Raw genomic sequence first — 21,336 nt, forward strand, 5'->3', positions numbered from 1 at the left:
ACTAGAAATTTTTTTAAAATATATAATATTAATTTACTAGATTTTTATTTTAATATTTTTTACTTAACGTTTAATAAATAAATTTTTCAATATTGATTTTAATATTATTTAATTACAAAAACAAATTAACTTTAAATTTTTTAATTAAACATTTGAATTGATAATTTTTAAAAATTTTTAAATATTAATTTTTACATTATTAAAACTTTAAAATCACATTCAATTAATAATTTATTTTTTAAAATGTAAAATATAAATTTTAATAAATTATCTTAATAAAAAAATACTAGCCCGAAAATTCTAGCTAGTACTAAAAATTTAATTTTATGGGTGAACTGGTATCATCCAGCTTAATAGTCCAGTTGATTGTAAGTATACTAAGCAACAAACCATTAATAGTAAAATTATACTGTGTTTAACAGTAAATCTTAGTATTTCTGGTTCTTTACCTACAAGACCAACAGATGCCGCTGCAACTGCGATTGATTGTGGCGAAATCATTTTACCTGTTACACCACCAGAAGCGTTAGCCGCCACAGCTAATAATGGATCCATACCTGTTTGTTGTGCTGTAACTTGTTGTAATTTTGCAAATAGTAAGTTTGCTGAAGTATCTGAACCTGTTATAAATACCCCTGTCCAACCTAAAGCTGCTGAGAAGAAAGCAAATGCTTTTCCTGTTGCTGCTAAGGCACTTCCTAAAGTATTAGTCATACCAGAAGCATTCATAACATAGGCAAATCCTACTACGAAACAAATTGTTAATAAGGCTAATCTAATTTCTCTAAATGTTTCAACAAATGTAGCAAAAGTATCTTTCCAAGAAATTTTTATAATAAACTTACCGATTATAGCCGCTGTTAATATTGCAGTCCCAGTCGCTCCTAGAATATCAAGTTTAAACTCTGCCGCAACAGCCTTGTGTGATACAGAGTTAATAATATTATTATGAATTAATGGTACCGCTGGATGCAATACAAAATTTTTAAAGAATGCTTTAACAGGTGCTAAAGTCCAAACAAAGATAGTAAATACAAGCACTACAAAAGGTGCCCAAGCTATAAATATATCTTTATTAGAGTGTTTAACCTGAGTTATACTTTGTTTTGGTTCATCTGAAAACTTCCAAGTAGTCTTCGGCTTCCAGAATTTAAGTAGTATAACTGTACAGATTAATGAAAATAAAGATGAAACAATATCTGGTAATTCAGGTCCCATAAAACTAGCACTTAGAAATTGTGCCAAAGCAAAAGAACCGCCTGAAACTAACAGTGCTGGCAAAATTTCAATTGTTTTTTTAAATCCTGCCATTACAAATACTAAGTAAAATGGTATGAATATAGAAACTAAAGGTAATTGATGTCCAATCATTCTAGCTATATCAGTTGCTGGAATAGGACTACCATCAGCATAAGTAGTTAAGTTACCTATAGCAGTTACGGGAACACCAACAGCTCCGAAAGCAACTGGTGCAGTATTAGCTAAAAGACAGATACCAGCCGCATACAAAGGTTTAAATCCTAAACCTACTAATAAAGCTGCTGTAATAGCAACTGGTGCTCCAAATCCTGCGGCTCCTTCTAAGAAGGCCCCGAATGAGAATGCAATAAGTAATGCTTGTATTCTACGATCATCTGTTAATGAAGTAACACTGTCTCGTATTATGTTAAAGTGTCCAGTTTTTACCGTCATCTTATAAAGGAATACTGATGTCAAAATTATCCAACCAATAGGTATAATACCATAAACTATACCTTGTAGTGATGACATAACAGCAAAACCTGCTGGCATTTTGAAGAATACAATAGCTATAACTATTGCTACTATTAAAGTTGTTAAGCCTGTAACCCAAGCTTTTAATTTAAATCCAGCCAACGCTACTAAGTAATAAACAATAGGTATAAGTGCTACTAATGCAGAGATATAAATATTATCTGCTACTGGCTGTAATAACTGTGTAAATTTATCCATGGATTTTTCCTCCTTAATTTTTTTGGATACGTTTAATTTATGTTTACATTTTACAATAGTTTTTATTTTTTGTAAAGCGTTTTTATAATTTTTTTTAATATTTATTATTTTATATATTTTTAAATTATATTATAACAATAAAAAATTATTATATTAATAATTTTAATTATAATGTATCAATAACTATTAGATTGTTATTATTATTGTTACTATTCTTTAAAATTTTATATAAAAAATCATTTCAAAAAATATTTTAAAATAATAAAAAAACTTTTAATGATTTTTCTCATTAAAAGTTTTTTATTTAATATTTTTGTTTTTCCTTTAAAACTCGATTTATTTCTCTACTTGCTTCTTTTTTCTTTAAACTATTACGCTTATCGTAATTTTTTTTACCCTTTGCTAGGCCTATTAATAATTTTGCATAACCATTTTTTATATAAAGTTTTAGAGGAATTATGCTAACACCTAAAATAGATTGATTTTCTGATAATATAGATATTTGTTTTTTCTTTAAAAGTAATTTTCTTACTCTAAGTGGTTCATGATTAAATCTATTTCCTTCTTCAAAATGCGAAATATAAATATTGTAAGCAAATACTTCTCCATTTCTTACTTGGCAATAAGAATCTTTTAAATTTATTCTGCATCTTCTTATAGATTTTATCTCAGTTCCAGTAAGTGCCATTCCAGCTTCAAATGTATCTTCTATAAAATAATCATGATTAGCTTTTTTGTTACTGGCTATTATTTTTATTTCTGACATGGCTATGTTCTCTTTCTTTTTGTTTTTATTTTTGTTTTTGTTTTTATATTTTTCTTTTTCTTTTTGTAAAATTCTGTGTGCCTTATAATTTTAAAATCTATATTTTGATTTTCTAAATCAACATTCTCAACCTTAACCCCTACCCTATCGCCTATTCTGTATATTTTACTTGTTCGTCTACCAATTAGCATAATATTTTTTTCGTCAAATTCAAAATAATCAGATGCCAGAGATTTTATATGACATAATCCTTCAATCATATTTGCTAAAGTTACAAAAACGCCAAACCTAGTAACCGAAGATATTATACCGTCATATACTTGGTCTTGGTGATTTAACATATATTCACATTTTTTTATTCTCTCTACTTCTCTTTCGCAGTCTACTGCCCTTTTCTCACATAAGGAGCTTTTTTGGGCTAATTCAGGAAGAATTTTTTCAAAATGTTCTTTGTTGTTAGAACTAATATCTCCATTGAAAATATAACTTCTTATCATTCTATGAACTAGTAAATCAGGATAGCGTCTTATTGGCGATGTGAAGTGAGTATAGTATTTAGCAGAAAGGGCAAAATGTCCTGTATTTATACTCGAATACCTTGCTTGGTTCATAGTTCTAAGTAAAATAGTTGATAGCATCTGTTCAACATTTTTACCCCTAAATTTTTCTAGCATATTAGCTAGAACATAGGGCTCTATTTCTTTTATATTAAGTTTTTTTTCCCTATATCCAAAACTTGTAGCTAAGTCAAAAAATTGTCTTAATTTTTCAATTTTAGGTTCTTCATGTATTCTATAAATAAAAGGCGTTTCTAACCAGTAAAAATGTTCAGCTATAACTTCATTAGCACTAAGCATGAAGTCTTCAATCATTTTTTCTGCTTGTCCCCTCTCTCGTAAAATCACATCTTGAACTTTGCCCATTTCATCTACTATGATTTTTGATTCTGCCTTGTCAAAATCTATAGCTCCTCTTTTTTCTCTATTATTTCTAATTTTCTTTGATAATTCAAGAGCTACATTTAACATAGAAATATATTTTTTATACTCTAGCAAGCTATCTTCAATATTTTCGTATGTTTCATTTACCTTATTATAAGTTAATCTACCTTTTGAATTTATAAGGGCTGGATAAATATCATAATTTTCAACATCAGCATTATCATTAAAAATAATTTCACAACAAATAGTATATCTATCTACATTTGGATTCAAAGAACAAATACCGTTAGACAATTTTCTAGGTAACATGGGTATAACTCTATCTAGAAGATAAACACTACAACCCCTATTTTGCGCTTCCTTATCTAAAAAACTTTCTTCAGTTACATATTTACTAACATCTGCTATAAAAACTTTAAGTTTATAACCCTTACTTATTTTTTTAACAGAAATTGCATCATCTAAATCTTTTGAATCTTCTCCGTCTATGGTAACAACTAATTCATCTCTACAATCTATATATTTATTATCTAATTCTACATCATCTTTTATTTTGTCCAATTCCTCATTTATTTCTACGGGAAAATCAACAGGAATTTGGTGTTTGTAAACTGTCGACAATATATCTATTCCAGGTTCATCTTTATGGCCTATATATTTAATTATAAGACCTTGATGTTCGTCAATATTTTCCTTAGAATAATTTGTTATTTCTACTAAAACTTTAGAACCCTCATCTAAATTTTTAATATTATTATCTTTTATCTTAATGTATTTATTTATATTCTTATCGTCACTTTTTACATAAGAAAATAATTTTGCTTTTATTAATGTTCCAACTGTGTATTTTGTATTTCTTTCTAAAATATTAACTACTTTTCCTTCTAAATTTTTATCGCCACTATAAAAATTATCAATTTTTATTTCTACTTTATCGTCAGTCATAGACGAATTTAAAAAATTTTTAGATATATAAACTTCTCCTAATAATTCATCACAATAAACAAATGCAAAACCATTTGTATTTACTTTTATTGTACCAACTAAATTTAAAGATTCTGCTGTATAAATAAATTTTTCATTTTTTATTTGGATAATTAATTTTTTTCTTGTAAGTTCTTCTATATTTTTAATTAGGTCTACAAAACTTTTTGAATCTTCTATGTATAATTTTTCTTTGATTTTTTCTATATCTAAAATTTTGTATTCTTTGAATAATTGTATAATTTTTTCTTTCATGAATAATCTCCTTGATATTTCTGCAAAAGAAAAACCCAAAATGTATTAGCATTTTGGGTCTTTTTAATATAATATTTAAATATTAAACCAAGTAAGGCAAAGTAATGATACGAAAAAAATAAAAGCAAGAACTACTGTTATTCTCTGTAAAACTAATTCCACTCCCCTTACTTTTTGTTTTCCAAATAATTCTTCTGCTCCACCTGTAAGCCCAGATAAACCGCCTGACTTACTTTCTTGTAACATTACAACTATTATAATTAAAATGCTACTTATTATTGATAATGCGATTAAAAAAGTATGCATAAGTCTTCCTCCTACCTATTTACACAGAATATATAGTAACATAAATTTTCTTTAAAATCAACTATATAATTTTTGTAAATATAATTCTACCAGAGGATGTTTGTAAAATACTTTGAACTTCAACATCGATATTTTTTCCTAAATGTTCTTTACCATTTTCTACTACTATCATAGTTCCGTCATCTGTATAGGCTACACCCTGATTATTTTCTTTTCCTTCACGTTGAATATGAACATTAATTTTTTCTCCAGAACTTAAAATTGGCTTGACTGCATTCGATAAGTCATTAACATTTAATACTCTTATTGATTGTACCGTTGCTATCTTGTTTAAATTGTAGTCTGTTGTTATGATTGCACAATTATATTTATGTGCATAAGTAATTAATAAATCATCTACTGGTGAATGTTCTTTATACTTATATGAATTATCTACAAGTAATTCAATTTCTTTGATATTTTGTAAATATTCAACACAATCAAGTCCCAACCTTCCCTTGGCTCTTTTTAGTGGGTCTTCTGAATCCGAAATTAATTGTAATTCCTTTAAAACAAATTCTGTTACAATTATTTTTCCTTCTAAAAATCCTGTCTTGGCTATGTCGTGTATGCGAGAATCTATTAAGGCACTTGTATCTACTACTTTATCTAAAAAACCTATATTTTTAGATAATTTTTTTTCATTTTTTGGCTTTTGCGTAATTAATTTTGAAATAAATATATTAAGTACCTCTGTACTTCTTCTATATCCTATAATAAATCCTAAATAACCAAAGATCACATAGAAAAATGCTGATATTATAGATGCTAACCAAGATATAGAAACTATTGAAACCGTTGCTGTTGTTAGTAAAGTTGCGACTAATAGACCTAAAATTAAACCCAGAGTTGTAAAAACAACTTTTGACATTGGAATTTTTGCTATTTTATCTTCAGCACTTTTTAATACTGCTACTAATGTACCAGAAAATAATAAAGACATTAAAATAAAAATCAGTGTAATAACAGTTATAGTGATAATTCTAAGAATGGTATTGTTAAAAATATCATTAAAAATATTATTGTTAATAAGTGCATTAGCTGAAAGTGTCCCTATTGTTATACCTATTAAACCAGATATTATTATTATAATTTTTCTTAGCATATTTTTCCTCCTTTATAACTTACTAAAATGTATTTTTAAATATTATATCTAAACATTCATTAATATTTCTTATAGGTAGAATTTCCACATCACTTGGAAATTCTATACCTTTTTTGTTACCGTATGGAACAAATATTCTTTTAAAACCATGTTTTTTAGCTTCAGCAATACGTTGTTCTATTCTACTGACTCTCCTTATTTCTCCTGTAAGACCTACTTCTCCTATAAAACAATCATACATATTTATTGCTACATCTTTAAAACTAGATGCTACTGCTACTAAAACTCCTAAGTCTACAGCTGGGTCATCTATTTTTACTCCTCCTGCAACTTTTACATAAACATCTTGTTGTTGCAGTAGATAAGCCGCCTTTTTTTCTAACACTGCCATAAGCAGTACCAGTTTATTATATTCCAAACCTGATGAAATTCTTCTAGGATTATTAAAGGCTGTAGGTGTAGTTAATGATTGTATCTCTACTAAAAGTGGTCTAGTCCCCTCCATAATTCCTACTATAGAAGCACCAGATAGTTCCTTGCTTCTCTCTTCTAAAAATATTTGGGAAGGATTATCCATATCTACTAAACCAGAACTTTGCATTTCAAAAATTCCAAGTTCGTTGGTAGAGCCAAAACGATTTTTTACTGCTCTTAAAATTCTATAAAAGTGGTGTTCTTCTCCTTCAAAGTATAAAACTGTATCTACCATGTGTTCTAACATTTTAGGTCCAGCTATCGTTCCTTCTTTTGTTACATGCCCAACTATAAATATTGCTATATTTAAATTTTTAGCAATTTTCATAAGTTGTTGTGTACACTCACGAACTTGGGTGATACTACCAGGAGAATTTTCTAAATTTGGATTATAGACTGTTTGTATAGAATCAATAACTAAAAATTTTGGTTTTATTTTTTTTATTATTTCATATATAAGATTTAAGTCAGTTTGTGAATAGACATATAATTCATCCGTACTAACTTTCATTCTATCGGCACGAACCTTTACCTGCCTTACAGATTCTTCACCAGAAACATATACGACATCAGATTTATCAGCAAGATAAGATGAAATTTGTAGTAATAAGGTTGATTTGCCTATACCTGGATCTCCCCCTATCAATATAAGTGAACCTGGGACAATTCCACCACCTAAAACTCTATTTAATTCATTGCTATCAGTTAGAGTTCTAGGTACATCTTGTGTTGAAATATTTTTTAATTTTTCTACCGCAACAGTTGCCTTAGAATTTTCTTCTGGCATATATGTTCTGTGCTTATCGCTGATTTTTACTTCTTTTACTTCTTCCATAGAGCCCCATTTATTACAGTTGGGGCATTTTCCTAAATATTTTATACTTTGATAACCACACGCATCACATTCATATTTTGTTGAAATTTTTTTTGCCATATCAATTCCTATTTTTGTTTAACAACAAATTTATTTTTTTTATAATCTATATTTACTGCCCCTGACAAGTCAGGATTTTTTAATATTTCTTCACTTAGTAAATCTTCAATATTTTTTTGTAAACTTCTTCTTAGAGGTCTAGCTCCGTATTCTTTGATACTACCATCTTCAATAATTTTATCAAGGGCTTTTCTAGTTAATTTGATTTCAATATCTTTATCTTTAAGTCGTTTTGATAAACCTTCTATCATCAATAAAGATATTTTTTCAAGTTCTTCCTTTTCTAAAGATTTGAAGACTACTATATCATCAATACGATTTAAAAACTCTGGTCTGTATTGTTTTTTTAATGCTTCCATCATTGTATTTTGGATATTTTTGTAATCATTTTTAATCGATTCACTACCTGCAAAACCTACAAATTTTTGGTCTTTAAGTTCATTAACACCCACATTTGAAGTCATTATTATAATTGTATTTCTAAAGTCAATAAGTCTGCCGTTGCTATCAGTTAATCTTCCGTCATCTAAGACTTGTAGTAAAATATTAAAAATTGATGGATGAGCTTTTTCTATTTCATCAAATAAAACTACTGAATAAGGTTTTTGACGAACTTGTTCAGATAATTGGCCAGCATCATCATAACCAACATATCCAGGGGGAGTTCCTATAAGACGACTTATTGAATGAGGCTCCATATATTCACTCATATCAATTCTTATCATATTATCTTCCGAACCAAATAGAGCCTCTGATAAACTTTTTGCTAATTCTGTTTTACCTACACCAGTAGGCCCTAAGAAGATAAAACTCCCTATCGGTCTATTTTCATCTTTAAATCCACTCCTTGCTCGTCGCACTGATTTTGCTAAACTTACAACTGCTTCATCTTGACCAACAACTCTCTTATGCAAAATTTCTTCAAGATTTAATAATTTTTCACTTTCTGTTTGCGTTAATTTTGTAACAGGTATGCCTGTCCAAGCTGCAAGAACTTCTGCAATGTGTTCATCTGTAATTTGAATTTTGTGTTTTGCTAGATTATCTTGCCATATTGCCTTAAATTTTTCTATTTTACTTACAACAGAATTTATTTCATCTCTTTTCTTAGCCGCTATTTCAAATTCTTGATTAGATACTGCATTATCTTTTTCTATATTTAAAGCATTTAATTCTTCTTCATATTGCTTCAATTCTTCTGGTGATTTGTAGTTGCGTAGTTTAACTTTAGAACTTGCCTCATCAATTAAATCTATTGCCTTGTCTGGTAAAAATCTATCTGTAACATGTCTGCTACTCAATTTAACCGCTGCTTCAATAGCTGAATCAGTTATTTCTACATTATGATGTTCTTCGTACTTATGACGCAATCCTTTTAGAATATCTATTGTATCTTCATTTTTTGGTTCTTCTACCTTGATAGGTTGGAATCTTCTTTCTAAGGCTGCATCTTTTTCAAAATATTTACGATATTCTTCTATGGTTGTTGCTCCTACAACTTGAATTAATCCTCTCGATAAGGCAGGTTTTAAAATATTAGAAGCGTCAGCACTACCTTCTGAGCCTCCAGCTCCGATTATAGTGTGAATTTCATCAATAAATAAAATTATATTCCCAGCTTCTTCTATTTCTTTAAGAATATTTTTTAATCTTTCTTCAAATTCTCCACGATATTTTGTTCCTGCTAGTAGTGTTGCCATATCTAAAACCATAACACGTTTTCCTATTAAATTACTCGGAACATTTTGTAATACTATTCGTTCTGCTAAACCTTCAACTATCGCTGTTTTCCCTACTCCAGGTTCTCCAACTAATACAGGATTATTTTTTGTTCTTCTATTCAGTATTTCTATCATTCTGGTAATTTCTTTATCACGAGCAAGAACAGGGTCAAGTTTTTTATCTGCTGCATCTTTTGTTAAGTCTTTAGCTAAAGAATTTAAAAGTTTTGTTTTTGAAGTAGTGTCTTCTTGTTCTTCTATATTTCTAAAGGTATCAAATAATTTTGAAAATAATCCTTGATTCTGTTTTAATGAAGTTTCTAAATCTTCTATTAATCCTTGTACATGAACAATTAATATATCTCTTAATATTCTAACAGCTGTGCTTTCTTTTTGATTTAATAAAGATAATAATAAATGCTCACTGGTAACTACAAAACTTCTAGTATTATCAGCAAAAGCTTGACTTTTTTCTATTGTTTGTACAGCTCCAGTTGTATAATCAAGACGTAACATTACATTATTGAAAAATTCTGTCCCCTTAAGTTCTACTTCATAAAATTTTTCAACATCTCTTTTAAAGTCGCGATAATTAACTCCATACTTGTTTAAAATTTTACAAGCTAAAGTGTTGTTCATATCTAAAATACCTAATAATAGATGTTCTGTTCCAACTGCTTTTAAACCAAATTCTTTAGATTCTTCTTTGGCATTTGTAAGAACCATAAGAGCTGATTCATTAAATCTAATATACATTATTTTTTCTCCTTACTGTATTTTATATTTGTTAAAAATTGCAACAACATTTCTTTTGAATTTTTGTCCATTGTTAGTTTTATTTTTTTTGTAGTCAAAATATCTATATCATCGAGAAGTTGAAGTGTATCAAATGTATTTTTTTGTAATATTGATAAAGAATTATTCATAACTTCATAGTCAAAGTAATCTATATATTTTTCATTTTTTAATATTTTTAATATTTTAATATAATCAATTTCTTTTGCTTCTACTTGTTCAATAGTTTCTATTAAATAATCTATATAATCATCACTCTGGAGTGTTATTTTTGTAATTCTAATAAAGCCTCCTCCCCCACGTTTACTTTCTATTATAAATCCATGTTCGGGTGTGAATCTAGTTTTTATTACATAATTTAACTGCGAGGGAACACAGTCAAATTTTTCTGCAACATTACTTCTTTTTAGGGTTATATAATCATCTTTTGCTTCTAAAAATAATTGTTTTATATATTGCTCTATTATATCAGTCATATTATTCATAGGCATAAACCTCCTCATTGACTAAAATTGACTTTTAAAAAATTATACTATAAATATTTATATTTTACAAACCAATTTATTTAGTTTGTATTTTAAATAAAATATAAAAAACACAGTTTTAAAACTGTGTTCTCTCTTTGTTTGAATAATTATAAAATTTTACTAAGAAACTCTTTTGTTCTTTCTTCTTTTGGATTATTAAATACTTGTTCTGGTTTCCCTTCTTCAACAATGTAGCCACCGTCCATAAATATTACCTTATCTGCCACCTCTTTTGCAAATCCCATTTCGTGAGTTACAACAATCATAGTAAGTCCTTCAGCAGATAATTCTTTTATTACTTCTAAAACTTCTTTTACCATTTCTGGATCTAAAGCACTTGTTGGTTCGTCAAATAATAAAACTTCTGGTTCGTTTGCTAAGGCTCTAGCTATGGCAACACGTTGTTTTTGTCCTCCTGATAAACTATTTGGATAAGCATCTTTTTTATCAAGCAGTCCAACTCTTTCTAATAATTTTACAGCTTTTAATTTCAAATTTTCTTCAGTATCTAAACCTAAATTTTTAGGAGCTAATATTATATTTTCTAATACTGTCATGTTATTGAATAAATTAAAATTTTGAAATACCATTCCTACCTTGCTTCTGTGTTTGTTGATATTATAATTTTTTTCTAAAATATTTTCTCCCTTATAAAATATTTCTCCACCACTAGATATTTCTAATAAATTAAGACATCTTAAAGCTGTCGATTTTCCACTACCGCTTGAACCAATTATTACAACTTTTTCTCCCTTATCTACCTTAAAATTAATTCCTTTAAGGACTTCTACATTTTTAAAATTTTTCTTTAAATCTTTAACTTCTATTAACATAATATTCTCCTTATTTATCTAATTTTTTCTCAAGTGCTTTTACAAATTGTGAAAGTATTGACGTTATAATGAAATAAATTAATGCCGCTACTAAGTAAGGACCAAATGTTTGATAAGTTGCATTTTTAATTGCATTGGCGGCAAACATTATATCAGCAACACCTACAAAGTAAACTATTGACGATTCTTTAACAAGAGATATAAATTCATTTCCTAAAGCTGGTAAAGAATTTTTAAATGCTTGGGGTAAAATAATTAATTTCATTGTTTGACCATAACTAAGCCCTAAAGAACGTCCAGCTTCCATTTGCCCCTTGTCTATTGCATTTATTCCCGCTCTAAATATTTCACTTACATAGGCAGCTGAATTTATTGACAAGGCTACTATGGCTGACATAAATGGTGAAAGTTTAATATTTATTTCTGGCAGGGCAAAATAAATAATCATTATTTGTACTAAAATTGGCGTATTTCTAATAATTTCTATATAAATACTAGCTAACCATTTTAATATTTTTATATTGCCAATTTTTGCAATACAAATTAATATTCCTAAAATTAAACCTACTATCAATGCTAAAAATGAAACTTCTAAAGTTGTTATTGTAGCATCTATATACATCTGATAATATTCTGATAAAAAATTAAACATTTATTTTATTCTCCTTAACTATTGAATTTTTGCTGCAAGTGCTGCATATTTTTCTAACTCTTTTGCAAATATATTTTCTGAATTTTGTTTCTTTATAACTTCATTAACAGCTGAAATTAATTCAGCATTATTTCCTTTACTAAAGGCTATTGCCATTCCGTCTAATTCTGCATCTTTTTCTAATTTGAAAGAGCTAATTTTTAATGACGGATATTTATTTAAGGATATTTGACTTACATCTTCAGCCAAAAATACTACATCAACATTTTTATTTATTAAATCTTGAAGCACACTTGGAACATCTGCTAAAGACTGAATATTTTCTTGTGAAATTTTCAAATCATCTAGCAGGGCTTTTTCTTGAATTGTTCCTTTTTGAACCCCTATTTTTTTAGTTTTTAAATCATCTATTGAAGTTATATCTTTGTCATCTTGTCTAACTATAAATGCACTACCACTAACATAATAAATATCAGAAAAATCTACTACTTGACGGCGTTCTTTGTTTGGATTCATTCCTGATATAACCATATCAACACGTCCAGATGTTAAAGCTGGTAGTAAAGAGTCAAAAGATAATTGTACAATTTCTAATTCAACTCCTAATTTTTTTGCAACTTCTTGAGCCAACTGGATATCTGCCCCAACAATTTTTACACTACCATTTTCTGCAACATAAAATTCATAAGGGGGATAGTCAGGAGAAACTGCTAAACTCAACTTTCCTTTTTCTTTTATTTCATCTAATTTATTAACAGCACTCTTGTTGCTACAAGCTGTCAACGTTATTAAAATTATAAAAGATATAAATAATAAATATATTTTTTTCATTTTAACCTCCTATTTTTGTACTTTTCTTTTTAAAATAAAAAAGGGATAATTGTCTTTTACAAATCAATGGACTTGTAAGAGACGAATTATCCGCGTTGCCACTCTTATTGATATAAATATATATGAAAATAGAATTTAAGATTATTGAATTTAGAAATTATAAAACTAATTCAAAACTATAAATTAAAAAAGCAGGTACTTCTCTACAAACCAAGATGATTTGTAAGAGACGAAATACCCGCGTTGCCACTCTCATTGATATAAAATATATCCACTCAAATTCTTTAAGGCAGAACTACCAATTTATTTTAAAAATTTACTCCAAAGTGCGTTCATTTATTTTTAATACTAATCTCCCATCAACACTAGCTCGCTTTTATCAAATAATAAACTACTACTCTTCTTCAACGTACAAATATTTAATTTCTTACAATTATACGCCTTTTAAAATTATTTGTCAAGTTATTTTTAAATTATTTTAAAATATTTTAGGGCTTTTTCTATACCATCATTATCAACAGTATCCGTAATATAGTCAGCAACTTTTTTTACATCATCTCTAGCATTACCCATGGCAACACCAAGTGCTACACTTTTTAACATGTCCATATCATTACCACCATCACCAAAAGCCATAGTTTCTTTTATATCAATTCCGTAATAAGCTGCTAATTTTTTTATACCTACATCTTTGCCACCATCTTTTGCTATTATATCTGTAAACCAACTTGTCCAACGTACTGATTTAGAAGAAGACATATATTTTAAAAATTCTTGCTCTTCTTCTCCCTTATCAACAAAAACATTTAACTGACAAATTTTATTTTCTAAGGCTATGTTTATGCCATCAACTTCTATAAATTTATGACTTTCTCCTAAATCTTTTTAAGTTTTTTACTTTGTCATTTTTTATATTTACATAGCGTCTATCCAACTTTACAAAATCACAAGCTATTTTTTGTTTATTGATATAGGGGAAAACATTTTTAATATCTTCTTTAGAAATAAAATTTTCAAATATTATTTCTCTATTCTTATTCAAACATAGCTATCCTTTAATTGTAATATAAGCATCAAAATAAAATTCTAGTAATTCTTTTAATCCAAATAAACTTTCTGGTGCTATATTGGATGCTAAAAATATTTTTATCCAAGACTCTTTTAGTCGTCTTAATATTTCTTATTAGAAGACCTTATCTCATTAGTTTTAAAACTTCTAAGCGTTCCATCAATATCAAAAAATATAACTTTTATATTATTCATAACTAGTCCTAAAATCTTATAATTTATAATAAAAATATTATAGCACATTTCTTTTTTCTACATATTACATTTTCTAAAATTTTATTTTGTAAAAGTATATAAAATTATGATATAATAACCTTTATGTAAAAATTATTATTTTGATATTAAAGAAAGGATTATCTAATGACTGGAGAAAATGTTAATCTAAACACAGAAGATTTAAACGACCAAATGTTAGTCCGCCGTGAAAAAATGGAAGATATTCGTAAAAACGGTATCGACCCATTCGGAAGTAAATTTGTAAGAACACATTTAACAAATGAAATTATTGAAAAATTTAATGACTTTAACAAGGGAGAACTAGAAGAAAAAAATATTTCTGTTACTATAGCTGGTAGAGTTATGACAAAGCGTGGTAAAGGAAAAGCTGGTTTTGCCCACGTGCAAGACTTAGGTGGTCAAATACAAATTTATGTTCGTCAAGATAGAGTTGGCGAAAATTATGAATTTTTCAAATCTGCCGACCTTGGTGATATAGTCGGAATAGAAGGTATTTTATTTAAAACGAATGTTGGTGAATTATCAGTTAAGGCTAATAGTTTTCAAATACTAACAAAATCATTAAGACCTCTCCCTGATAAATTTCACGGTTTAAAAGATGTTGAAGAGAGATACCGTAGAAGATATGTTGATTTAATAATGAATAAGGAAAGCAAAGATACTTTTATTCTGCGTTCTAAAATCATTCAAACTATGCGTAACTATTTGAATGAAAGAGGCTATTTAGAAGTTGAAACTCCTATGATGCACAGCATAGCTGGAGGAGCAGCAGCTCGTCCATTCGTTACACATCACAATGCTTTAGATATGCAATTATTTATGCGTATCGCATTAGAATTGCCCTTAAAACGTCTAATTGTTGGTGGACTTGAAAAAGTTTATGAGATTGGTCGAGCATTTCGTAACGAGGGAGTTTCTACAAGACACAATCCAGAATTTACAATGATTGAATTATATGAAGCATACGCCGACTATAATGACATTATGGATTTAACTGAAAATATGATAGCTTATATTTGTGAGACTATCCACGGTACAACTAAAATTACTTATGGCGAGCATCTAATAGACTTAACTCCAAAATGGCGTAGAGTTCATATGGTTGATGCCATAAAAGAAATAACAGGAATTGATTTTTGGCAAAAAATTACTGATGAAGAAGCTCACACCTTGGCAAAAAAACATGGAATACACACACGCAAGGATATGAAAGTTGGACACATTATTAATGAATTTTTTGAAACATTTGTTGAAGAAACATTAGTTCAACCAACATTTATATACGGACACCCTGTTGAAGTTTCTCCACTTGCAAAAACAAATAAGGAAGATAGCAGATTTACAGACAGGTTTGAACTATTTATAGTAAAACGTGAACACGCAAATGCCTTTAGTGAATTAAATGACCCTATCGACCAAAAAGAAAGATTTCTTGCTCAAATGGACGAGAAAGATGCGGGTAATGAAGAAGTTTATGAAATGGACGAAGATTTTGTAGAATCATTAGAATATGGAATGCCTCCTACTGGTGGTCTTGGTATCGGAATTGACAGATTGGTTATGCTCCTAACTAACGCTCCTTCAATAAGAGATGTTCTATTATTCCCATATATGAAACACAAATAAAATTATGAGAGGTCTTACCTCTCTTTTTATAAAATTTTCTTTTTACTTGCTTAGAAAAATTTTTTATTATATAATTTTTAAAAATATATATTATTTTAAAAGGAGATTATTATATGTATACAACAAACTTATCTAATTTGGAGTCGCCTCACCTCATTTTTTCTGATGACGATGAGTATTCCCAGGACTTCAATACCGAAATTTATTATGAAAATGAAATTTTATCTGATTATGCTGATGAAAGTTACAACTCTAACGAGTTAATTATGGATAGAACAGAAGATGATTTTTCTGATTACTCTTTAGGAATTGGTCTTACAATGGATTATTCTTATGATGAAGATGATTTTGAATATGATGAAGTAAGTATATCTAATGATCAAAAAATGTTAGAAGATGCCGCAGACGGTAACCTATAGTAAAATGAAATTAAAAATAAATTCAAAGACGGCTTGCCGTCTTTTTTATTAATGAGGAAATAATGAATTATTCAAAAATAGATTATATAAAATATATAATATCACTCTTAATTTTTGGTAGCATTGGTATATTGGTTAAAAATATAAATATGCCAAGTAGCCATATCGTATTATTCAGAACAATTATTGCATCAATATTTTTTATATTACTTTTCACTTTTACAAAAAATAAAATAAATTTGCAAGATATACAAAGAAATTTATTTTTATTAGTATTATCTGGTTTTGCACTAGGAATAAATTGGGTATTTTTATTTGAAGCCTATAGTTACACATCTATTAGTATAGCAACCCTTTTATATTATTTTACTCCTACTCTAGTTATAGCTATCTCACCTCTTATATTTAGAGATAGTTTTCCCTTGGTCAAAGCTATTTGCATTTTGTTATCTACTCTGGGTATGACCTTGGTTGCAAATATAAATATTTTTGAAATTTCTGCAAATGCTGGTATTGTATATGGCTTAGCTTCAGCAGTAGGCTACACTCTATTAGTAATTATCAATAAAAAAATTTCAAAAATTGATGGTCATAATTCTACTTTTGTTCAAATGATAGTAGCAAGTTTAGTCTTAGCTATTTATGTTATTTTTATAAATGGAGATTCTATTCAATTACCAAAAAATAATTTTGAAATTTCTTATTTATTAATACTTGGTGTAGTTCACACTGGTCTTGCTTGCTTATTATATTTTTCAGCAATAGCAAAACTACCAACAACTAATATAGCCTTTCTTAGTTATGTAGACCCTATTTCAGCACTCTTTTTTGCTTATATTTTTTTAGGAGAAAGTTTAAATTTTTACCAAATTATAGGAGCAACATTAATTTTAGGTTCATCACTATTTGCACAAATAAAAATAAAGTAGCAAAGTCTTAATCAGACTTGCTACTTTTTTCTTGTTTCTTATTTAATTCTTCTTTTTTATTTAATTCTTCTTTTTTATTTAATTCTTCTTTTTTATTTAATTCTTCTTTTTTATTTAATTCTTCTATTATTTTTTTATCGTAATAATCATTTAAGTTTTTTATACTTCTTACCTTACTAACATAAATATTTGATACGCCTGCTATAATAAGCGATACTAAAACTAAGACTAAGAGTGATATTAAAATTGCACCGCCACTATTATTCATCTTGATTTTTTTTATTATCTTCATCACTGTTATTTTTTTCTCTTTCTTTAATTTCATCTTTTAATCTTAGTTTTAATACGTGTTCCTTATTTTTTCTGTCTATGATTTTTACACTTACTATTTCTTCTGATATTTTTTTAAATTGGTAGCTATTTATTTTTTCTAGCAGTAGTGAATAGCCTGCAGAAAATTTTTCTCCAGGATTTTTAGTTTGCTTGTAAATTTTTGAGTTGGAAAAAATCACAGTATGTTGTCTGTCGTATTTTTCATTTATAAATTTTATTTTATTTCTATCAATACTTACCTGCTCACTATCTTCATACATTTCAAAAATTTTTTTGTGCATCATAGCATATTCATAATTACTATAATCTAAAAAACTTTTAGATATATTTGAGGTCAAAGTCAAAATAGCAGAAAGTAACAATAAAAAAATTGATAATAAGGCTAAAGATATTATAACTTCAATCAAAGTGAAACCTGCATTTCTAACCTTATTCATATAAAATTATTTCTCCTGTATCTAAATTTTTTATACTGGCAGAATTTTCTCCTATTGTTATTTCATAATTATTTCTTGTGAATCTTCCAACATCTTTATTTATTAATATTTCTTCATATAAAATTTCTTTCATAATCAACTTGTCTTCAGATTTTTTTAAAATTTCATATTCTCTTACTATATTTGGTACAAGAAATATTAAAATAACAGAAAAAATAAATATTCCCGCTAAAATTTCTATTAAAGTAAAGCCCTTGTTATTTCTCATTTAATGTTACATATCCCGTTTCTAAATGTATTATTATTTCATATCTACTATTAGGAAAATTTACTAGAACAGTATTAGCCCTGTTGACATTCCCCCTGCGATACCTAAATTGTAAAGACCTAAGGCCCACGCCAGTTTTTCCATTTTCTGAGATATGTCTTGTTTCTGATTTACCGTCATAATACATTCTATATTCGTTAGCATTCTCAAAAAATTCTATATAATTAGTTCTACTGTCGGTTAAACTTTTTGTTTGCACCATATAGATATTAGAAATCAGTTCATTGACTGCCACTTTTTCCTTGTATTTTTCATAAGACGCAACTGGATTTAATGATAAAATAAAAATAACACTACATACTATAAATAATACTCCCAAAACTTCTACAAAACTAAATCCTTGATTATTCTTGCAATCTAACTTTGCCATTTTCTATTATTACTGCTTTGCCGTTAGGTGCTTTGCTGGCCTCTGCTGCACTACCTTCTAGATAACCTTTTTCTACCAACTTTTCAAAAGTAACATTACTGTCCCCTTCATTTAGTTCATAAGCTGTAACTTGAGATTGCACTGTTTTTACATAGGCTTGCGAACTTTTATCTTTTGCAGAATCTAAATTTTTTGTTATGTTTGGTATAATAAGCACCAACAAGATAGCTATAATAAAAATGACAATTAACATTTCTATTAGTGTGAATCCCTTATTGTTTTTTAATATTTTTCTTAATTTCTCTTTCATATTGTTCTCCTTTTTAACGTATTGAACTTGCCATATTAAAAACTGGTAATAATATAACTAAATATAAACCTATAATTATTAAGGCTAGGATAAAAAATAATACTGGTTGAATTTTTTTTAGACGTTTATCTACTAATTTTAAAAAGGAATCTAACATAATATCACTATATAAACTTAATTCCTTATCCAACATACTATTTTTTCTTCCATGATTTATAAATTTTGCCATGGACTTATCTAAATATATAATTTTTTCTGTTGCTCTTTCAAAAGTATCGCCAGCTGCCAATGAAATTTCTATTTTTTTTGAAAATTCTACAAAAAAATAATTATACTCTTTGCTTATTATTTCATTTAATGCTGTCTTCATAGAAAATCCACTCATTAAAAATAAACTTAATTCTTGTGAATATTGATATGATATATAGTATATAAAGTAGTTATTAATTAAAGGTATCTTTATTATTAATTTTAAAAATCTAGCTTTCTTATAACGATAAAGATATGTTAAATATAAAATTAATATTGCAATTAACAAAATTAAACTAATCAATACTTTTGGTAAATAATAAAGTATATTTATTAAAATACTTACCTGCATATCCATTTTTATATTTGTTGATGTGTAAATATTTTGGAATTGGGGTATTACTAATAAATTAAAAATTGTTATTAGTATTATTAGTGTCATAGTTAAAAAGAAGGGATACCTAGTTGTTTTTACTATTTTTTCTCTTTGTTCTTTTTGGATACGGAGATATTTTTCTATTTCTAAAAGCATATTTTCAATTCTTCCGTAATGCTCTGCAAATTCCATTTTAGTTACGACAGAACTGGGATAGCCTAATTTTTTTAGAATAAAAGATAATTTTTTACCATTTGCTAATTCTGTTTTTAAATAATTTATGGTGTTATCATTAGCACTATATTGTAGCATTAAAAATTCTATTGAATCTTCTAGCATATATCCATGATTTATTAATTCATACAGTCTTCTTATAAAATAAATTTTTTCATCTTTTACTAATAATTTTTTAATATCCCCATTTTTCTTTTTCTTCATTAGAAATTTTTCCAATCTTATATGCTTTTTCAAATTTTTCTTTTAGTGATGTGAAATTTATTTCTTTATTTAGTATGTATGAATTTATTTTCTCTTTAGGCATTATTTCTGTTATAAGTTCTTGTTTTTCTCCTAAGTTAACAAGTCTTTGTGAAATTATACATAAGAGGGTCTGTCTTAAATCTTCTTTTGATATTCCTAAATCTACAAGTCTATTTATTACTCCGATACAATTTTCTGCATGAAGCGTCGTCAGTACCAAATGCCCTGAATATGATGATGTAATCACATACTTAGCAGTTAAACTATCTCTTATTTCTCCAACCATAATAGCGTCTGGGTCGCATCGTAAAATGGATTTTAGGGCATTGTCATAATTTATTCCTGCTTTTTCATTTACCTGCATTTGAATAAGGCTATCAAAATTTTTTTCAACAGGGTCTTCTATGGAAATGATTTGACGATTTTGTTTTGCAATATCTAGTGCTAATTTGTACATTGATGTAGATTTCCCACTGCCAGTAGGTCCAGAAAATATTATTAATCCATTAGCGTATTTTGATAATTTATTTATACTTTCTACATCTTCTTCAAATAAACTAAAATTAACTTCAGCTAGTTCATCTGTAAATATTCTGACTACACAGCCTTCATACAATTCATTAAGTGGTATAGTTGAAATTCTTAAATAATATTTTTTCTCCTTGTACTTATATTCAAATCTTCCTGACTGAGGAGTTTTATTCAAGGCAATATCAATGCTGGCATTAAATTTTAAAAGAGATATTAAACTATCTATTTCTGAATTTTTTAAATTTAATTTCTCCTCCAAAGAACCCTTAATACGATATTTTATAGAAGCACTTCCGCTTGACTTAGGATAAATATGTATATCACTAGCATTACTTTCTATCCCCATATTTAAAATATTTATCATTAATTCTTTTATATCTATGCTAATCAATCCTCCTAAAAAAATAATAGTTATTAAACTTATACTATATCTTCATTAATGGTAACAAAGAAAATATTTATACTAGTAATTTGAGCATATTATTCTTTTAATTTTTAAAATTATTATT

23 protein-coding genes and 1 other annotated feature are annotated in these 21,336 nt (G+C 27.6%); of the genes, 3 read left to right on the forward strand and 20 right to left on the reverse strand.

Annotated features, from left to right (window positions below; all coding sequences use genetic code 11):
* Positions 1-324: 324 nt before the first annotated feature.
* The 13 genes from KMP11_RS05765 to KMP11_RS07700 form a co-directional block, all read right to left on the reverse strand.
* The gene (locus KMP11_RS05765; RefSeq protein ID WP_215756576.1) at positions 325-1,971 is read right to left on the reverse strand and encodes an L-lactate permease; all 1,647 of its coding nucleotides are present in this window, start codon (positions 1,969-1,971) and stop codon (positions 325-327) included.
* 304 nt (positions 1,972-2,275) lie between these two features.
* On the reverse strand, positions 2,276-2,737 hold the full coding sequence (gene smpB, locus KMP11_RS05770) for an SsrA-binding protein SmpB (protein ID WP_215756577.1): 462 nt from the start codon (positions 2,735-2,737) through the stop codon (positions 2,276-2,278).
* Between the two features lie 2 nt (positions 2,738-2,739).
* A complete protein-coding gene (gene rnr / locus KMP11_RS05775) occupies positions 2,740-4,917 on the reverse strand; it encodes a ribonuclease R (RefSeq protein WP_216279685.1) in 2,178 nt (725 codons plus the stop codon).
* A gap of 75 nt (positions 4,918-4,992) precedes the next feature.
* Entirely contained in the window at positions 4,993-5,223 is a 231-nt protein-coding gene (gene secG / locus KMP11_RS05780; protein WP_215756579.1) for a preprotein translocase subunit SecG, read from the reverse strand.
* Positions 5,224-5,284: 61 nt separating this feature from the next.
* Positions 5,285-6,367: a PIN/TRAM domain-containing protein gene (locus KMP11_RS05785; protein ID WP_215756580.1), complete on the reverse strand. Its 1,083-nt coding sequence runs from the start codon at positions 6,365-6,367 to the stop codon at positions 5,285-5,287.
* Positions 6,368-6,389: 22 nt separating this feature from the next.
* A complete protein-coding gene (radA, locus tag KMP11_RS05790) occupies positions 6,390-7,775 on the reverse strand; it encodes a DNA repair protein RadA (RefSeq protein ID WP_216279686.1) in 1,386 nt (461 codons plus the stop codon).
* An 8-nt stretch (positions 7,776-7,783) separates the two neighbouring features.
* A complete protein-coding gene (locus KMP11_RS05795; protein ID WP_215756582.1) occupies positions 7,784-10,252 on the reverse strand; it encodes an ATP-dependent Clp protease ATP-binding subunit in 2,469 nt (822 codons plus the stop codon).
* Positions 10,252-10,776, reverse strand: coding sequence for a CtsR family transcriptional regulator (locus KMP11_RS07955; RefSeq protein WP_215756583.1), 525 nt, complete (start codon positions 10,774-10,776; stop codon positions 10,252-10,254). The genes KMP11_RS05795 and KMP11_RS07955 overlap by 1 nt, the downstream gene beginning before the upstream one ends.
* 149 nt (positions 10,777-10,925) lie before the next feature.
* Positions 10,926-11,651 carry an amino acid ABC transporter ATP-binding protein gene (locus KMP11_RS05805; RefSeq protein WP_215756584.1) on the reverse strand — a complete coding sequence of 242 codons (726 nt, stop codon included), beginning with the start codon at positions 11,649-11,651 and terminating at the stop codon, positions 10,926-10,928.
* 10 nt (positions 11,652-11,661) lie between these two features.
* Complete coding sequence (locus KMP11_RS05810; protein WP_215756585.1) at positions 11,662-12,303, reverse strand: amino acid ABC transporter permease; 642 nt, start codon at positions 12,301-12,303, stop codon at positions 11,662-11,664.
* An 18-nt stretch (positions 12,304-12,321) separates the two neighbouring features.
* Complete coding sequence (locus KMP11_RS05815) at positions 12,322-13,134, reverse strand: transporter substrate-binding domain-containing protein (RefSeq protein WP_215756586.1); 813 nt, start codon at positions 13,132-13,134, stop codon at positions 12,322-12,324.
* Positions 13,135-13,356: 222 nt separating this feature from the next.
* Positions 13,357-13,551 (reverse strand) — a binding site (T-box leader).
* A gap of 51 nt (positions 13,552-13,602) precedes the next feature.
* Positions 13,603-13,992, reverse strand: a complete 390-nt coding sequence (locus KMP11_RS07695; protein ID WP_371741377.1) for an HAD hydrolase family protein — start codon at positions 13,990-13,992, stop codon at positions 13,603-13,605.
* A gap of 4 nt (positions 13,993-13,996) precedes the next feature.
* A complete protein-coding gene (locus KMP11_RS07700) occupies positions 13,997-14,176 on the reverse strand; it encodes a hypothetical protein (RefSeq protein WP_252344705.1) in 180 nt (59 codons plus the stop codon).
* A gap of 386 nt (positions 14,177-14,562) precedes the next feature.
* On the opposite strand from KMP11_RS07700, the gene lysS reads away from it, so the two are divergent.
* From lysS to KMP11_RS05835, 3 genes are all read left to right on the forward strand, one after another.
* Positions 14,563-16,065, forward strand: a complete 1,503-nt coding sequence (lysS, locus tag KMP11_RS05825; protein ID WP_216279687.1) for a lysine--tRNA ligase — start codon at positions 14,563-14,565, stop codon at positions 16,063-16,065.
* Between the two features lie 113 nt (positions 16,066-16,178).
* Positions 16,179-16,484, forward strand: coding sequence for a DNA topoisomerase IV (locus KMP11_RS05830; protein ID WP_215756588.1), 306 nt, complete (start codon positions 16,179-16,181; stop codon positions 16,482-16,484).
* Positions 16,485-16,546: 62 nt separating this feature from the next.
* Positions 16,547-17,413: a DMT family transporter gene (locus tag KMP11_RS05835; RefSeq protein ID WP_216279688.1), complete on the forward strand. Its 867-nt coding sequence runs from the start codon at positions 16,547-16,549 to the stop codon at positions 17,411-17,413.
* A 7-nt stretch (positions 17,414-17,420) separates the two neighbouring features.
* Here KMP11_RS05835 and KMP11_RS05840 read toward each other — a convergent pair whose 3' ends face one another.
* The 7 genes from KMP11_RS05840 to comGA are packed head-to-tail and all read right to left on the reverse strand — an operon-like array spanning position 17,421 to position 21,218.
* The gene (locus KMP11_RS05840; RefSeq protein WP_216279689.1) at positions 17,421-17,705 is read right to left on the reverse strand and encodes a hypothetical protein; all 285 of its coding nucleotides are present in this window, start codon (positions 17,703-17,705) and stop codon (positions 17,421-17,423) included.
* Positions 17,674-18,183, reverse strand: a complete 510-nt coding sequence (locus KMP11_RS05845; protein ID WP_216279690.1) for a prepilin-type N-terminal cleavage/methylation domain-containing protein — start codon at positions 18,181-18,183, stop codon at positions 17,674-17,676. The genes KMP11_RS05840 and KMP11_RS05845 overlap by 32 nt, the downstream gene beginning before the upstream one ends.
* Positions 18,176-18,451 carry a type II secretion system protein gene (locus tag KMP11_RS05850; protein ID WP_215756592.1) on the reverse strand — a complete coding sequence of 92 codons (276 nt, stop codon included), beginning with the start codon at positions 18,449-18,451 and terminating at the stop codon, positions 18,176-18,178. The genes KMP11_RS05845 and KMP11_RS05850 overlap by 8 nt, the downstream gene beginning before the upstream one ends.
* The gene (locus tag KMP11_RS05855) at positions 18,441-18,881 is read right to left on the reverse strand and encodes a prepilin-type cleavage/methylation domain-containing protein (RefSeq protein ID WP_215756593.1); all 441 of its coding nucleotides are present in this window, start codon (positions 18,879-18,881) and stop codon (positions 18,441-18,443) included. Before KMP11_RS05855 ends, KMP11_RS05850 begins: the two co-directional genes overlap by 11 nt.
* Positions 18,856-19,191: a competence type IV pilus major pilin ComGC gene (comGC, locus tag KMP11_RS05860; RefSeq protein ID WP_216279691.1), complete on the reverse strand. Its 336-nt coding sequence runs from the start codon at positions 19,189-19,191 to the stop codon at positions 18,856-18,858. The genes KMP11_RS05855 and comGC overlap by 26 nt, the downstream gene beginning before the upstream one ends.
* A gap of 13 nt (positions 19,192-19,204) precedes the next feature.
* Positions 19,205-20,254 carry a competence type IV pilus assembly protein ComGB gene (gene comGB, locus KMP11_RS05865; RefSeq protein ID WP_216279692.1) on the reverse strand — a complete coding sequence of 350 codons (1,050 nt, stop codon included), beginning with the start codon at positions 20,252-20,254 and terminating at the stop codon, positions 19,205-19,207.
* The gene (comGA, locus tag KMP11_RS05870) at positions 20,226-21,218 is read right to left on the reverse strand and encodes a competence type IV pilus ATPase ComGA (protein ID WP_216279693.1); all 993 of its coding nucleotides are present in this window, start codon (positions 21,216-21,218) and stop codon (positions 20,226-20,228) included. Before comGA ends, comGB begins: the two co-directional genes overlap by 29 nt.
* Positions 21,219-21,336 lie beyond the last annotated feature (118 nt).

Source organism: Gemella sp. zg-570, assembly GCF_018866345.1.
In the GTDB taxonomy this organism is placed as follows: Bacteria; Bacillota; Bacilli; order Staphylococcales; family Gemellaceae; genus Gemelliphila.

Excerpts from the sequence above, each read along its gene's own strand:
- lysS (WP_216279687.1), top strand. The coding sequence starts at position 14,563 with ATGACTGGAGAAAATGTTAATCTAAACACAGAAGATTTAAACGACCAA.
- KMP11_RS05810 (WP_215756585.1), bottom strand. The coding sequence starts at position 12,303 with ATGTTTAATTTTTTATCAGAATATTATCAGATGTATATAGATGCTACA.
- KMP11_RS05840 (WP_216279689.1), bottom strand. The coding sequence starts at position 17,705 with ATGAAGATAATAAAAAAAATCAAGATGAATAATAGTGGCGGTGCAATT.
- KMP11_RS05835 (WP_216279688.1), top strand. The coding sequence starts at position 16,547 with ATGAATTATTCAAAAATAGATTATATAAAATATATAATATCACTCTTA.
- KMP11_RS07955 (WP_215756583.1), bottom strand. The coding sequence starts at position 10,776 with ATGAATAATATGACTGATATAATAGAGCAATATATAAAACAATTATTT.
- KMP11_RS05805 (WP_215756584.1), bottom strand. The coding sequence starts at position 11,651 with ATGTTAATAGAAGTTAAAGATTTAAAGAAAAATTTTAAAAATGTAGAA.
- KMP11_RS05850 (WP_215756592.1), bottom strand. The coding sequence starts at position 18,451 with ATGAGAAATAACAAGGGCTTTACTTTAATAGAAATTTTAGCGGGAATA.
- comGC (WP_216279691.1), bottom strand. The coding sequence starts at position 19,191 with ATGAAAGAGAAATTAAGAAAAATATTAAAAAACAATAAGGGATTCACA.
- KMP11_RS05855 (WP_215756593.1), bottom strand. The coding sequence starts at position 18,881 with ATGGCAAAGTTAGATTGCAAGAATAATCAAGGATTTAGTTTTGTAGAA.
- comGB (WP_216279692.1), bottom strand. The coding sequence starts at position 20,254 with ATGAAGAAAAAGAAAAATGGGGATATTAAAAAATTATTAGTAAAAGAT.
- KMP11_RS05765 (WP_215756576.1), bottom strand. The coding sequence starts at position 1,971 with ATGGATAAATTTACACAGTTATTACAGCCAGTAGCAGATAATATTTAT.
- KMP11_RS05795 (WP_215756582.1), bottom strand. The coding sequence starts at position 10,252 with ATGTATATTAGATTTAATGAATCAGCTCTTATGGTTCTTACAAATGCC.
- KMP11_RS05815 (WP_215756586.1), bottom strand. The coding sequence starts at position 13,134 with ATGAAAAAAATATATTTATTATTTATATCTTTTATAATTTTAATAACG.
- KMP11_RS05845 (WP_216279690.1), bottom strand. The coding sequence starts at position 18,183 with ATGAATAAGGTTAGAAATGCAGGTTTCACTTTGATTGAAGTTATAATA.
- secG (WP_215756579.1), bottom strand. The coding sequence starts at position 5,223 with ATGCATACTTTTTTAATCGCATTATCAATAATAAGTAGCATTTTAATT.
- radA (WP_216279686.1), bottom strand. The coding sequence starts at position 7,775 with ATGGCAAAAAAAATTTCAACAAAATATGAATGTGATGCGTGTGGTTAT.
- smpB (WP_215756577.1), bottom strand. The coding sequence starts at position 2,737 with ATGTCAGAAATAAAAATAATAGCCAGTAACAAAAAAGCTAATCATGAT.
- rnr (WP_216279685.1), bottom strand. The coding sequence starts at position 4,917 with ATGAAAGAAAAAATTATACAATTATTCAAAGAATACAAAATTTTAGAT.
- KMP11_RS05785 (WP_215756580.1), bottom strand. The coding sequence starts at position 6,367 with ATGCTAAGAAAAATTATAATAATAATATCTGGTTTAATAGGTATAACA.
- KMP11_RS05830 (WP_215756588.1), top strand. The coding sequence starts at position 16,179 with ATGTATACAACAAACTTATCTAATTTGGAGTCGCCTCACCTCATTTTT.